Origin of the sequence: Microbacterium canaveralium (genome assembly GCF_047238045.1) — a bacterium.
Taxonomy (GTDB): Bacteria; Actinomycetota; Actinomycetes; order Actinomycetales; family Microbacteriaceae; genus Microbacterium.
On record NZ_JBDFMA010000003.1, the window covers coordinates 498,245 to 512,116 of the forward strand.

Sequence of the window (13,872 nt, forward strand, 5' to 3'; positions counted from 1 at the left end):
GACAAATCCTGGCGACTCACGCGCGCGCAGCGTGGGTAGCGTGAGAGACGTGGACCTCAACGCCGACCTGGGAGAGACCGTCGACGGGATGCCGACTGCCGACGACGAGGCGATGTTCGCGCTCGTCAGCAGCGCCTCCGTGGCGTGCGGGGGGCATGCGGGCGACGACGCCTCGATGCGGGCCTCGGTCGAACGTGCGGCGCGGTACGGTGTCGCGATCGGTGCCCACCCGTCGTACGACGATCGCGCGAACTTCGGACGCCTCCGCCGCGACCCCTCCCCGGCCGACCTGCGCGCCAGCGTCGCCCGGCAGCTCGACGCGCTCGCGGCCGCCGGGGTCGACCTCCGCTACGTCAAGCCGCACGGGGCGCTCTACCACGCGGTGTCGGCCGACGCCGGGCAGGCCGCCGCGGTCGTCGCCGCGATCGCCGACCACTCCGCCCGCCTCGGCCGGCCCCTCCCGGTGCTCGGTCTCCCCGGCGCGATCGTCGAGGCCGCGGCATCCGCGGGGCTGCCGTTCGTGCACGAGGCGTTCCTCGACCGTGGCTACACCGCGAACGGCGGACTCGTCCCGCGGGATCGGCCGGACGCCCTTGTCGACGACCCGGCACGCGTGGCCGAACGCGCCCTGCGGCTCGTCGCCGACGGAACCGTGGACACCGTCGACGGCACCCGCATCGCGGTGGACGCCGCCTCCCTGTGCCTGCACGGCGACAGCCCCGCGGCGGTGGCGATGGCGCGGGCCGTGCGCGCCGCGCTGGACGGCGCCGGCGTCGAGGTGCGCGCCCCGTGGTGACGCCGCGGCTGCGGCCGATGGGGGAGCGGGCGCTGCTGGCCGAGGTCGACGACCTCGCCCAGGTCGTGGGGCTCCACGCCGCGCTCGCCGCGGACCCACCGGTGGGCGTCGACGACCTCGTCCCCGCCGCCCGCACCGTGCTCGTCGCCTTCGACCCGGCTCGCATCACCCCGGCCGCGGTGCGCGCGTGGGTGCGCTCCGCCGCCGATGCGGCCCCGGATGCCGTGACGCCCGGGCCCCTCGTGGAGATTCCGACGCGGTACGACGGCGCCGATCTGGAGGACACGGCCGCCGTGCTCGGCATCCCCGTCGCGGAGCTCGTCGATCGACATACCGCCGCACGCTGGCGCGTGGCGTTCACGGGCTTCGCTCCCGGCTTCGCGTACCTCGTGAGCGACGACTGGCCCTGGGACGTCCCTCGGCTTCGGCAGCCGCGGACCCGCGTCCCCGCCGGGTCTGTCGGGCTCGCGGGCGAGTTCACCGGGGCGTATCCGCGCGAGACCCCCGGCGGCTGGCGCCTCATCGGGACGACCGGCGCCCCGCTCTTCGTCCCGGATGCCACCGACCCGGTGCTCCTCACCCCCGGCGCCCGCGTACGGTTCGTGCCGCAGCGCTCCCGGATACCGGCGGCTCCGGGAGGAGATTCGGCCGGCGGAGGATCGAATGCCGCTGCCGAGTCCTCCCGTTCCGAACTCTCCTCCCGTCCGCGCACGTCACCCCCGCCCGGCGTCGCCGCGCTCGAGGTCCTCGCCCCCGGCGCCCTCGCGATGGTGCAGGATCTCGGACGCCCCGGTCGCGCGGCCCTCGGCATCGCCCGGGCCGGCGCGCTCGACCGCGCGGCCCTGCGCATCGCCAACCGCCTCGTCGGCAACGCCGAGACGGCCGCGGGAGTCGAGATCGTGCTCGGCGGCTTCCGCGCCCGCGCCGTCACCGACACCTGGGTTGCGGTGACCGGGACGCTCGCCGAGGTCCGCGTCGACGGACGAGCGGTGGATGCCTACGCCCCCGTGCTCCTCCCCGCCGGTGCCGAGCTGAGTATCGGGGTGGCCCGCGCCGGGGCGCGGCTCGTGCTGGGGATCCGCGGCGGGGTCGCGGCATCCGTCTCGCTGGGGTCGCGGTCGACCGACGTCCTGGCCTCGCTGGGACCGGCACCGCTGCGGGCGGGGGACGTGCTCGGTGTGGCGGAGGCGCCGGATCCGGTTCCCGTCGTCGACGTCTTCCCGTGGTCGGTGCCGGGGTCGGTGGTCGAGGTCTCGCTCGCCCCCGGGCCGCGCGCCGACTGGTTCACGCCGGCCGCTCAGCGGGCGTTGCGCGAGACGGCGTGGACCGTCTCCAGCGACGCCGATCGGGTCGGCATCCGCCTCGATGGCCCCGTGCTCGAGCGGGTGCGGCACGACGAACTGCCGAGCGAGGGCATGCGCCCCGGCGCGCTGCAGGTGCCGCCGCACGGTCGCCCCGTCATCCTGCTCGCCGACGGGCCCGTGACCGGCGGGTACCCCGTGATCGCGGTGGTGACGGATGCCACGCTCGACCGTCTCGCCCAGGCTCGGCCCGGTGATCTCGTGCGATTCCGGGGCGTCTGAGGGGCCTGACGCGGGGAATTCCGCGGATGTGCTCGCGGTTATACCGCAGGTACGCAAAGTCGTCAAGAATCCGACTGGACACGGCGCGTCCTCCCGCGTATGCTTGGACTTTGCGCTCCTCGATTCCCCCTGCCCTCATATGGTGGTCGGCTGAGCCTGCCCGTCCCCGCTTGACCGCGGTGTGCGACCTGCAGGTTATCGGGGCAGGAACGCACTCCACCTGACGACAAGGAATCACGAGCCCCTCGCCCGGGCTTCTGGAGGTTATTCCCTTGGCTGCTGCGAGCAACGCATCCACCACCACCCCGAAGAGCGGACGCGGAGCATCCCGCCTCTCGTTCGCGAAGATCTCCGACAAGCTGACCGTTCCCGATCTGCTCGCACTGCAGACCGAGTCGTTCGACTGGCTGGTCGGTAACGAAGCCTGGAAGGCCCGGGTCGCCGAGGCTCAGGCCGTCGGTCGCACCGACGTGCCCGAGATCAGCGGACTCGAGGAGATCTTCGAGGAGATCTCGCCGATCGAAGACCTGAGCGAGACGATGCAGCTCTCGTTCACGAACCCGTACCTCGAGCCCGAGAAGTACTCGATCGAGGAGTGCAAGGAGCGCGGCAAGACCTACGCCGCGCCGCTGTACGTCGAGGCCGAGTTCATGAACCACCAGACCGGTGAGATCAAGACCCAGACGGTCTTCATGGGCGACTTCCCGCTCCAGACCGACAAGGGCACGTTCATCATCAACGGCACCGAGCGTGTCGTCGTGTCGCAGCTCGTTCGCTCGCCGGGTGTCTACTTCGACAAGACGCCCGACAAGACCTCCGACAAGGACATCGTCTCGGCGCGCGTCATCCCCTCGCGCGGTGCGTGGCTCGAGTTCGAGATCGACAAGCGCGACCAGGTCGGCGTGCGCATCGACCGCAAGCGCAAGCAGTCGGTCACCGTCTTCCTCAAGGCACTGGGCCTCACGAGCGAGGACATCCTCGCCGAGTTCGCCGGCTTCGACTCGATCGAGGAGACGCTGTCGAAGGACACGATCCTCACCAAGGAAGATGCGCTCCGCGACATCTACCGCAAGCTCCGTCCGGGCGAGCAGGTCGCCGCCGAGGCCGCCCGCGCGCTGCTGGACAACTTCTACTTCAACCCGAAGCGTTACGACCTCGCCAAGGTGGGTCGCTACAAGATCAACCAGAAGCTCGGTCTCGACAAGCCGCTGTCCGACTCGGTGCTGACCGTCGACGACATCGTCGCCACGATCAAGTACCTCGTGCGTCTGCACCGCGGCGACACCGCGTTCGACGGCGTCCGCCACGGCCAGCCCGCCGAGATCCGTCTCGACGTGGATGACATCGACAACTTCGGCAACCGTCGCATCCGCGCGGTCGGCGAGCTCATCCAGAACCAGGTCCGCACCGGTCTGTCGCGCATGGAGCGCGTCGTCCGCGAGCGCATGACCACGCAGGACATCGAGGCGATCACGCCGCAGACCCTGATCAACGTGCGCCCCGTCGTGGCCGCGATCAAGGAGTTCTTCGGCACGTCGCAGCTGTCGCAGTTCATGGACCAGAACAACCCGCTCGCGGGTCTGACCCACAAGCGCCGCCTGTCGGCGCTGGGCCCCGGCGGTCTGTCCCGTGAGCGTGCCGGCGTCGAGGTCCGTGACGTCCACCCGTCGCACTACGGCCGCATGTGCCCGATCGAGACCCCGGAAGGCCCGAACATCGGCCTGATCGGTTCGCTCGCCTCGTTCGCGCGCATCAACGCGTTCGGCTTCATCGAGACGCCGTACCGCCGCGTCGTCGACGGTCGCGTGACCGACCAGATCGACTACCTCACCGCGAGCGAAGAGAGCGACCACATCGTCGCTCAGGCCGGTGTGGCTCTCAAGGCCGACGGTCACTTCGTCGAGGACCGCATCCTCGCCCGTCGCGGCCAGGGTGGCGAGGTCGACCTGTTCCCGGTCGACGAGATCGGCTACATGGACGTCTCGCCGCGCCAGATGGTGTCGGTGGCGACCTCGCTCATCCCGTTCCTCGAGCACGACGACGCCAACCGCGCCCTCATGGGTGCGAACATGCAGCGCCAGGCCGTTCCGCTCGTGCGCAGCGAGTCGCCCGTCGTGGGTACCGGTATGGAGGGCTTCGCCGCGATCGACGCCGGTGACGTCGTCACCGCCGACAAGCCGGGCGTCGTCCTGGAGGTCTCGGCCGACGTCGTGACGATCCAGCTCGACGAGGGCGGCACGCAGGACTACTTCCTGCGGAAGTTCGACCGCTCCAACCAGGGCACGTCGTACAACCAGCGCGTTGTCGTCTCCGCCGGCGAGCGCATCGAGGCCGGCGAGGTCATCGCCGACGGTCCTGCGACCGAGAACGGCGAGCTCGCCCTCGGCAAGAACCTCCTCGTGGCGTTCATGACGTGGGAGGGCCACAACTTCGAGGACGCGATCATCCTCAGCCAGGACCTCGTGAAGGACGACACGCTGTCGTCGATCCACATCGAGGAGTACGAGGTCGACGCGCGCGACACCAAGCTCGGCAAGGAGGAGATCACCCGTGACCTCCCCAACGTCAGCCCCGACCTGCTGAAGGACCTCGACGAGCGCGGCATCGTCCGCATCGGCGCCGAGGTCCGTCCCGGTGACATCCTCGTCGGCAAGGTCACGCCCAAGGGCGAGACCGAGCTCTCCGCCGAGGAGCGCCTGCTCCGCGCGATCTTCAACGAGAAGAGCCGCGAAGTCCGTGACACCTCGCTGAAGGTGCCCCACGGCGAGCAGGGCACGATCATCGCCGTCAAGGAGTTCAACGCCGAGGACGGCGACGACGAGCTCGGCTCGGGCGTCAACCGTCGCGTCGTGGTCTACATCGCCCAGAAGCGCAAGATCACCGAGGGCGACAAGCTCGCCGGTCGCCACGGCAACAAGGGTGTCATCGCCAAGATCCTTCCGATCGAGGACATGCCCTTCCTCGCCGACGGCACCCCCGTCGACGTCGTGCTCAACCCGCTCGGCATCCCGGGTCGAATGAACTTCGGCCAGGTCCTCGAGCTCCACCTCGGCTGGATCGCCCAGCAGGGTTGGAAGGTCGAGGGGACGCCGGAGTGGGCGGCTCACCTGCCCGAGGTGGCCCGCGAGGCCGCTCCCGGCACCAAGGTCGCGACCCCCGTGTTCGACGGCGCCTTCGAGGATGAGATCGCGGGTCTGCTCGACTCGACGATCCCCAACCGCGACGGCGAGCGGCTGATCGACTCCACCGGAAAGACCATCCTGTTCGACGGTCGTCACGGAGAGCCCTTCCCCGCGCCCATCTCGGTCGGCTACATGTACATCCTGAAGCTGCACCACCTCGTCGACGACAAGATCCACGCTCGCTCGACGGGCCCCTACTCGATGATCACCCAGCAGCCGCTCGGCGGTAAGGCCCAGTTCGGTGGCCAGCGCTTCGGTGAGATGGAGGTGTGGGCGCTCGAGGCCTACGGCGCCGCGTACGCGCTGCAGGAGCTCCTCACGATCAAGTCCGACGACATCCTCGGCCGCGTCAAGGTGTACGAGGCGATCGTCAAGGGTGAGAACATCCAGGAGCCCGGCATCCCCGAGTCCTTCAAGGTGCTCATGAAGGAGATGCAGTCGCTCTGCCTGAACGTCGAGGTCCTCTCGGCCGACGGCACGGCGGTCAACCTCCGTGACACCGACGACGACGCCTTCCGCGCCGCCGAAGAGCTCGGCATCAACATCTCCAGCCGCTTCGAGTCCTCGTCCATCGACGAGATCTGACCCGGCCAGGCAACGAACAGAATTCCGACACAGGAGAACCAGTGCTCGAATCAACCACTTTCGATCAGCTTCGTATTGGCCTGGCCACCGCCGACGACATCCGTCGTTGGTCGTTCGGTGAGGTCAAGAAGCCCGAAACCATCAACTACCGCACCCTGAAGCCCGAGAAGGACGGTCTGTTCGGCGAGCAGATCTTCGGCCCTTCCCGCGACTGGGAGTGCGCGTGCGGCAAGTACAAGCGCGTCCGCTTCAAGGGCATCGTCTGCGAGCGCTGCGGCGTCGAGGTCACCAAGTCCTCGGTGCGCCGTGAGCGCATGGGCCACATCGAGCTCGCCGCTCCCGTGACCCACATCTGGTACTTCAAGGGCGTTCCCTCGCGTCTGGGCTACCTGCTCGACATGGCGCCGAAGGACCTCGAGAAGGTCATCTACTTCGCCGCCTACATGGTGATCTCGGTCGACGAGGATGCTCGTCACCGCGACCTCGCGACGCAGGAGAACAACATCCGTCTCGAGCTCAAGACGCTCGGCGACCGCCGCGACTCTCGCATCGCCGCTCGCCTCGCCAAGCTGGAGGAGGAGCTCGCGGCCCTCGAGGCCGAAGGCGCCAAGGCCGACCAGAAGAAGAAGGTCAAGGACGCCGCCGAGAAGGACATGACCTCGATCCGCAAGAACGCGGACGAGCAGATCGCCAAGCTCGAGCGCGTGTGGGAAGACTTCCGCACGCTCGAGGTCGGCGCCCTGAAGCCCGAGGACGACGTGTTCCACGAGCTCCAGGACCGCTTCGGTCAGTACTTCGAGGCCCACATGGGCGCCGAGTCGATCAAGCGTCGTCTGGAGATCTTCGACCTGCAGGCCGAGGCCGACAGCCTCCACCTGCAGATCTCGGAGGGCAAGGGCCAGCGCAAGATCCGCGCGATCAAGCGTCTGAAGGTCGTCAACTCGTTCCTGCAGACCGGCATGTCGCCGGCCTCGATGGTGCTCGACGTCGTTCCGGTGATCCCGCCGGAGCTGCGCCCGATGGTCCAGCTCGACGGTGGCCGTTTCGCCACCTCCGACCTGAACGACCTCTACCGTCGCGTGATCAACCGCAACAACCGCCTCCGTCGCCTGATCGACCTCGGTGCCCCCGAGATCATCGTGAACAACGAGAAGCGCATGCTGCAGGAGGCCGTCGACGCGCTGTTCGACAACGGTCGCCGCGGTCGCCCCGTCACCGGTACCGGCAACCGCGCCCTGAAGTCCCTGAGCGACATGCTCAAGGGAAAGCAGGGTCGCTTCCGCCAGAACCTGCTCGGCAAGCGCGTGGACTACTCGGGTCGTTCCGTCATCATCGTCGGACCCCAGCTGAAGCTGCACCAGTGCGGTCTGCCCAAGCAGATGGCGCTCGAGCTGTTCAAGCCGTTCGTGATCAAGCGTCTGATCGACCTCGGTCACTCGCAGAACATCAAGGCCGCCAAGCGCGCCGTCGAGCGCTACCGTCCCGAGGTCTGGGACGTGCTGGAAGAGATCATCCGCGAGCGTCCCGTGCTGCTGAACCGTGCACCCACCCTGCACCGTCTCGGCATCCAGGCGTTCGAGCCCCAGCTCGTCGAGGGCAAGGCGATCCAGCTGCACCCGCTCGTCTGCGCGGCGTTCAACGCCGACTTCGACGGTGACCAGATGGCCGTCCACCTGCCGCTCTCGGTCGAGGCGCAGGCCGAGGCCCGCGTGCTCATGCTCGCGTCGAACAACATCCTGAAGCCCTCGGACGGTCGTCCGGTGACCCTGCCCTCGCAGGACATGATCATCGGCCTCCACCACCTCACCACCCTCAAGGAGGGTGCGAAGGGCGAGGGCCGTGCGTTCGGTTCGGTCGGCGAGGCGATCCTGGCGAAGGACGAGGGAACCCTCGACCTGCAGGCCAAGGCGCGCATCCGCATCCCGGGTCTGACCTTCCTCGAGGGTCAGGCGCCCGAGGGCTACGAGCGTCACGGTCTCGTGGATGCCTCGCTCGGTCAGGCGATCTTCAACGACACGCTGCCCAAGGGCTACCCGTTCGTCCGCGAGCAGGCCGACAAGGGCAAGCTGTCGCAGATCGTCAACAAGCTGGCCGAGGAGTACCCGAAGGTCGAGGTCGCGGCATCGCTCGACCGCATCAAGGACGCCGGCTTCTACTGGGCCACGCGTTCGGGTGTGACGGTCGCGCTGAGCGACATCCTCACCCCGCCGAACAAGGCGGAGATCGTCGCGGGCTACGAGAAGCAGGCCGCGAAGGTCCAGGCGCAGTACGAGAAGGGTCTGACCACCGACGCCGAGCGTCGTCAGGAGCTCATCAAGATCTGGACCGAGGCGACCGACGACGTCCAGAAGGCGATGCGCGACAACTTCCCGGCCGACAACACCATCAACCGCATGGTCTCGTCGGGTGCCCGTGGTAACTGGCTGCAGATCCGCAACATCGCGGGTATGCGAGGGCTCGTGAACAACCCCAAGGGTGAGATCATCCCGCGTCCGATCATCTCCTCGTACCGCGAGGGTCTGTCCGTCGCCGAGTACTTCATCGCCACGCACGGTGCCCGTAAGGGTCTGGCCGACACGGCCCTCCGTACGGCCGACTCGGGGTACCTGACGCGTCGTCTCGTCGACGTCTCGCAGGACGTCATCATCCGCGAAGAGGACTGCGGCACGTCGAAGGGCCTCGAGCTCCCGATCGCCGCGCTCGACGCGAACGGCACCCTGGTCAAGGATGCCAACGTCGAGAACTCGGTCTTCGCTCGCACGCTCGCCACGGCGGTCGTCGACGCGCAGGGCACGGTTCTGGCCGAGGCCGGCGACGACGTGGGCGACGTGCTCATCAACAAGCTGGTCGAGGGGGGCGTGGAGTCGATCAAGGTCCGCTCCGTGCTGACCTGCGACTCGGCCGTCGGTGTCTGCGCGAAGTGCTACGGCCGTTCGCTCGCGACCGGAAAGATCGTCGACATCGGCGAGGCCGTCGGCATCATCGCGGCCCAGTCGATCGGTGAGCCCGGTACCCAGCTGACGATGCGTACCTTCCACACCGGTGGTTCGGCGTCGGCCGACGACATCACGCAGGGTCTTCCCCGCGTGCAGGAGCTGTTCGAGGCGCGTACCCCCAAGGGTGCCTCGCCGATCGCCGAGGCCGACGGCCGCATCACGATCGACGAGACCGAGAAGGCCAAGAAGGTCATCCTCACGCCCGACAACGGCGACGAGCCGGTCGTCTACCCGGTCCTGAAGCGTGCGACCCTCCTCGTCGAGGACGGCCAGCACGTCAAGGTCGGCGAGCCCCTCCAGGTCGGAACGCTCGACCCCAAGGAGGTCATGCGCGTGCAGGGTGCCCGCGAGGTGCAGAAGTACCTCGTCAACGGCGTCCAGGGCGTGTACCGCTCGCAGGGTGTGCCGATCCACGACAAGCACATCGAGGTCATCGTGCGCCAGATGCTGCGCAAGGTCACCGTCGTCGACCACGGCGACACCGATCTGCTGCCCGGTGAGCTGGTGGACTTCAAGCGCTACCAGACCATCAACCGCGAGACGGTCGGCGAGGGCAAGCGCCCCGCGTCGGGTCGTCCCGAGCTGATGGGTATCACCAAGGCGTCGCTGGCGACCGAGTCGTGGCTGTCGGCCGCGTCCTTCCAGGAGACCACCCGCGTCCTGACGCAGGCGGCCATGGAGGGCAAGAGCGACCCGCTGGTCGGCCTCAAGGAGAACGTCATCATCGGAAAGCTCATCCCCGCCGGAACGGGTCTTGCGAAGTACCGCAACGTCACCGTCGAGGCGACGGAAGAGGCCAAGAGCGAGCGGTACCCCAACCGCATCTTCGCCTCGGACGGCGCGTACAGCGACGCCGACCTGAGCTACGTCGATTTCGACAGCTTCTCCACGGACGACTTCACGCCCGGCACCTACAACTGAGTGAGACGGATGCCGCACCCCGGTGCGGCATCCGGATCCCGAAGGCCCTCGGCTCACGCCGGGGGCCTTCGTTGTGCCCGACGCGTTTCGGGCGCGTGACATGTCGCGGGCGCGGCGTGTCGCCATTCGGGCGCGCGGGGGTGGGTCGCCTACCGTTGTGGGGGAGGAACGGATGGCTCGAGTCGCGGGGCGCAGTGTCTGGATCGCGTGGCCGGTCGGCGTGCTGTGCGCCGCGGTCGTCGCGGCTCTGGCCGTCCTCGCCGCCCCGGGGCTGCCCGGGGCCGTGACGTTCGTCGGCGAGACGCTGAGGGCGGGGTCGACCACCCCACCCTGGACCGATGCACCGCGCGTGCCCGGGCCGGCGACGACGTGCCGCGATCTCTACACCCAGCCGATGTGGTCGGAGCTCGTGTGGTCGCCGGAGGCTCTGCTGACGCAGCGGCACACCGGACCGCTCTCGACGCCCGAGGCGGTCGCTGCGGCCGCTCCCACCCCGGTGATCACGTGTCACTGGCGCGGAGAGTCCGGGCGGTGGCTCGAGACGAGCGTCGCGACCGTCTCCGCCGCCGGTGCCGCGGCGGTGTCGGGCGCCTTGAGCGGCCAGGGTTTCGCGTGCGAACCCGACGGTGACGGCGTGCACTGCGAACGCACGGTGGACGACGTCACCGAGGTGCACGACCTGCGCGGCGACCGGTGGGTGTCGTCGACCTTCTCGGGATGGATGCCGGACGGGTACGCCGCGGTCGTGGCATCCCGCGCCTTCGGGGAGTGAGCGGGCGTCAGCCGAAGATCGCGGCGATGATGCTCGCGGTGTAGCCCGTCGGTGCGAGGTTGGAGTACTGGGTGTCGATGAGGACGTCGTTGCGCCAGAAGAGTGTGCGACCGTCGTTCACCGGGTACGTGGGGTTGATCCACGTCTTTTCGCAGCGGGTGCCCTCGTCGGGGGTGTAGCAACTGAATCCCTGAGTGTTGACCAGGTCGTTCAGCATGTCGAGCGCGGGTCCGCGGTCCATGCGAGTGATGCGGGTCACCAGGCCCGTCGTGTCGGCGGCGGGATCGCGCCAGATGCACACGAGCGAGCCGTCGGACTGCACACCCGAGGGGCCCAGGGCCGGATCGTTCAGCGGAGTGGAGCCCAGCTGCGACTGCACGTCGGGGGTCAGGATCGCACGGCAATCGGTCGGGATCGCCGCGGGCGCGACTGTGGGGGTGAGGGTCGGAATGGGCGTTCCGCCGGGCGTCGCGGAGTCGGCGGGCGAGGCGGCGGTGGGCGCGGGCTCGGCACTCTGCTCGGGAGCGCATGCGCTGAGCGCGAAGACGGCGGCGGTCGCGAGCACCGCGGCGAGAGCCGCTGCTGTCGGTCGACCGGTCATGCCGCCCACCCTAGGCGGACCCGCCGACAACGTCGAGACCGACACACGACGGCACGCCTCCCCGACGCGGGGCGCCGCGCGGGTTAGCCTTGCGCCGCACCATATCTGCGCGCGTGAGGAGATCCCGATGAGCGACCCCCAGTCGTACGGCGACCCCGTCGATGAGCCCAAGGAAGAGGCGCACGACGTCGTCGGACGTGCCCACGAGGGTCTCGCCGACGCCGAGGCGGCCCGACGCGACGCGGTCGACCCGGAGGTGGCCGCTGCCGCGTGGAACGAGCGCGAGTCCGGTGGCGACTCCCCGTCGCCTGCCGCGACGACCACCGTGCACGACGCGTCGCCGGTCGAGCCGAAGAGCGAGACCCCCGTCTCCGCTCCGGGCACGCACCGCTCGGTCGACCTCGACGATGAGGACGCGCGGTGGGCGGCCTACGCGGCGTCCGCCGAGCCCGAGGCTGCGTCCACCCCCGCGGCCGCGCCGAGCCCCGAGCCCGCGGGCGAGGAGCGCCGCTCCGACGTGTCCGCACCCGCTGCCGCGGCCGCGGCCGGTGCCGCTGCGGCGACCGCCGCGTCACCCGCTTACGGCGCTTCGCCCGCCTACGGTGCTTCGCCCGCCTACGGGGACGAGACCCGTCCGGTGGGTGCCGCGCAGCCGATCTTCGTGCAGGCCCCCGAGGCTCCCCGCCCCCGCGGCAACCGCGGCGCGGCCGGAGCGATCGGGTTGCTCGCCGCCCTGGCCTTCGCCGTTCTGTACCTCGCCGCGACCTTGGGTCTCGACCTGCTCACGGGGTCGGTCCAGGTGGCCGGCCTCGCGGACGCCGCGCTCTCGGCCCTGGCCACGTGGACCCTGTGGGTGCCGGTGGTGGCGTTCTTCGTGGGCTTCTGGTTCCTGGGCGCGATCATCAACCGCGGGCGTTGGGGCCACTGGGTCGTCTGGGGCCTCCTGGTCGGGGTGATCTCCTGGGGCGGTTACCTTCTCGGGGCGCTCTTCGCCGCACCGTTCTGGATGCTGACGGCACGCCAGGGCGTGGACGTGGTCCAGGAGAGCGTGCTCGCGCCGCTGGCCATCGTCGCCTTCGTGCTCGGCCGCGAGCTGACCATCTGGTTCGGGGCGTGGGTCGCCAAGCGCGGACGCCGCGTCACCGAGATCAACGATGAGGCGCAGCGCGAGTACGAGCGCACCCTCGAAGCCGGGCCCGTCCTGTCTCACTGAGACCGGATGCCATGACAGACGCGCCGCGACCGGCGGGGGTGACCCCGCCGGTCGCCGTCGTTTTCGCGACGGCGACGTTCCTCGCCCTGGCCATCGGCGGCCTGGGCGTGGCGAGCCTCGTCTTCGACGCCGATGTCATCCCGGTGCGCGGCCTCGGACCGCTGCCGGGGGTGGCGGGCATGCTCCTCGCACTCCTCGTCTTCGCCGGCGTGCTGCTGTGGGGCCTTCGCGCCGTCCCGCCGGGATACCTCACCGCCGTCCCGTGCGCGGTCGGCGTCTACGTCGGGGAGACGCTCGGCATCGCGATCGGCGCGGCCGTGACCGGGGGAGACGCGGCCCGGGGCTTGGCGGCCGCCGGTGCGGTCGCGCTGGGATGGCCCGGGGTCGTCATCGCGGGTTCGGGACTCCTCGCCGGTGCTTTCGGCGTGCTCCTCGTCCGCAGCCGAAGCGACCGTCCGCGTTGGCGATGGGAGCGCGACGACGATGACGATCAGTGATCGGGGACCGTGGCATCCCCCCGCTCGGGCTTCGGTCGGGCTAGCGTAGGGGCGTGGAGCGGTCGCTCGAGACCCAGGTCGGCCAGGCGGTGGACGCCTGGCTCGCGTGGCTGCCCCGATGGGAGCCGGCGCACCATCGCGGGCGCATCGCGCCGTGCCGCCGATGCTTCGGTTCGCCGGTGCTCTCGGCCGCGGGTCTCGGCTCCGACGTGCCGCACGGAGTGCAGCACGGGCTGTCGACGCGCGTGAAGACGATCGTCGACCACGCCGTCGCCGAGTACACCTCCCGTAACCTTCCGATGCTGCAGACCGAGCTCGACCAGCAGGCCGCGCGCAACCGCCGCCGCTCGTATCGTCCCGCCGAGGGACTGGAGCCGGAGTTCGAGGGGATGCCGCTGGATCCCGAGCCCGAACCGGGTGCGCCGTTCCTCTTCACGCTCACCGGTCTCGCGGCCGAAGAGGAAGCCGAGCTCCCCGCCCTGCCGCCGTTGTCGGACGCCGCGAAGGCGGCACTGCGGCAGGAGGTCGGGCTCGCCGACGACTACGCCAACATGATCGGGCGCGAGGTGTGCGCCATGCTGCTGCACCACCGGCTGCGTATCCAGGCGGCCGTCGCCGAATACGTCGAGCCGCAGGTCGCGGCGTTGCTCGACGACCTGTCCCGCTCCCTCGACGCGCCGTTCGATCCGCGCGACCCCGGGCCTTTGGCATCCTGAGCGCCTCCAC

9 protein-coding genes are annotated in these 13,872 nt (G+C 69.8%); 8 read left to right on the forward strand and 1 reads right to left on the reverse strand.

Features of this window, described 5'->3' with window-relative positions; translation table 11 throughout:
- Nucleotides 1-40: 40 nt before the first annotated feature.
- The 5 genes from ABC271_RS03285 to ABC271_RS03305 all read left to right on the forward strand — a co-directional run bounded on the left by ABC271_RS03285 (nucleotide 41) and on the right by ABC271_RS03305 (nucleotide 10,835).
- The gene (locus ABC271_RS03285) at nucleotides 41-796 is read left to right on the forward strand and encodes a 5-oxoprolinase subunit PxpA (RefSeq protein ID WP_412923489.1); all 756 of its coding nucleotides are present in this window, start codon (nucleotides 41-43) and stop codon (nucleotides 794-796) included.
- Entirely contained in the window at nucleotides 790-2,379 is a 1,590-nt protein-coding gene (locus tag ABC271_RS03290) for a 5-oxoprolinase subunit B/C family protein (protein WP_412923490.1), read from the forward strand. Before ABC271_RS03285 ends, ABC271_RS03290 begins: the two co-directional genes overlap by 7 nt.
- 272 nt (nucleotides 2,380-2,651) lie before the next feature.
- Nucleotides 2,652-6,146 (forward strand): DNA-directed RNA polymerase subunit beta, encoded by a 3,495-nt coding sequence (gene rpoB, locus ABC271_RS03295; RefSeq protein ID WP_412923491.1) that lies wholly within the window; start codon nucleotides 2,652-2,654, stop codon nucleotides 6,144-6,146.
- A 41-nt stretch (nucleotides 6,147-6,187) separates the two neighbouring features.
- Entirely contained in the window at nucleotides 6,188-10,063 is a 3,876-nt protein-coding gene (rpoC, locus tag ABC271_RS03300; RefSeq protein WP_412923492.1) for a DNA-directed RNA polymerase subunit beta', read from the forward strand.
- A gap of 172 nt (nucleotides 10,064-10,235) precedes the next feature.
- Complete coding sequence (locus ABC271_RS03305; protein WP_412923493.1) at nucleotides 10,236-10,835, forward strand: hypothetical protein; 600 nt, start codon at nucleotides 10,236-10,238, stop codon at nucleotides 10,833-10,835.
- A 7-nt stretch (nucleotides 10,836-10,842) separates the two neighbouring features.
- Here the strand turns inward: ABC271_RS03305 and ABC271_RS03310 are convergent, their stop codons facing one another.
- Nucleotides 10,843-11,436, reverse strand: a complete 594-nt coding sequence (locus ABC271_RS03310; RefSeq protein ID WP_412923495.1) for a hypothetical protein — start codon at nucleotides 11,434-11,436, stop codon at nucleotides 10,843-10,845.
- Nucleotides 11,437-11,563: 127 nt separating this feature from the next.
- Between ABC271_RS03310 and ABC271_RS03315 the strand changes: the two genes are divergently transcribed.
- Genes ABC271_RS03315 through ABC271_RS03325 form a run of 3 tightly spaced genes read left to right on the forward strand, consistent with a single transcriptional unit; the run spans nucleotide 11,564 to nucleotide 13,862 of the window.
- Nucleotides 11,564-12,649: an ABC transporter gene (locus ABC271_RS03315; protein WP_412923497.1), complete on the forward strand. Its 1,086-nt coding sequence runs from the start codon at nucleotides 11,564-11,566 to the stop codon at nucleotides 12,647-12,649.
- 11 nt (nucleotides 12,650-12,660) lie between these two features.
- Nucleotides 12,661-13,146, forward strand: coding sequence for a DUF6121 family protein (locus tag ABC271_RS03320; protein WP_412923498.1), 486 nt, complete (start codon nucleotides 12,661-12,663; stop codon nucleotides 13,144-13,146).
- A gap of 53 nt (nucleotides 13,147-13,199) precedes the next feature.
- Nucleotides 13,200-13,862 carry a spermidine/putrescine ABC transporter substrate-binding protein gene (locus ABC271_RS03325; protein WP_412923499.1) on the forward strand — a complete coding sequence of 221 codons (663 nt, stop codon included), beginning with the start codon at nucleotides 13,200-13,202 and terminating at the stop codon, nucleotides 13,860-13,862.
- The last annotated feature ends 10 nt before the right edge of the window (nucleotides 13,863-13,872 follow it).

Coding starts and splice junctions, on each gene's coding strand:
- ABC271_RS03305 (WP_412923493.1), top strand. CDS start 10,236: ATGGCTCGAGTCGCGGGGCGCAGTGTCTGGATCGCGTGGCCGGTCGGC.
- ABC271_RS03310 (WP_412923495.1), bottom strand. CDS start 11,436: ATGACCGGTCGACCGACAGCAGCGGCTCTCGCCGCGGTGCTCGCGACC.
- ABC271_RS03315 (WP_412923497.1), top strand. CDS start 11,564: ATGAGCGACCCCCAGTCGTACGGCGACCCCGTCGATGAGCCCAAGGAA.
- ABC271_RS03320 (WP_412923498.1), top strand. CDS start 12,661: ATGACAGACGCGCCGCGACCGGCGGGGGTGACCCCGCCGGTCGCCGTC.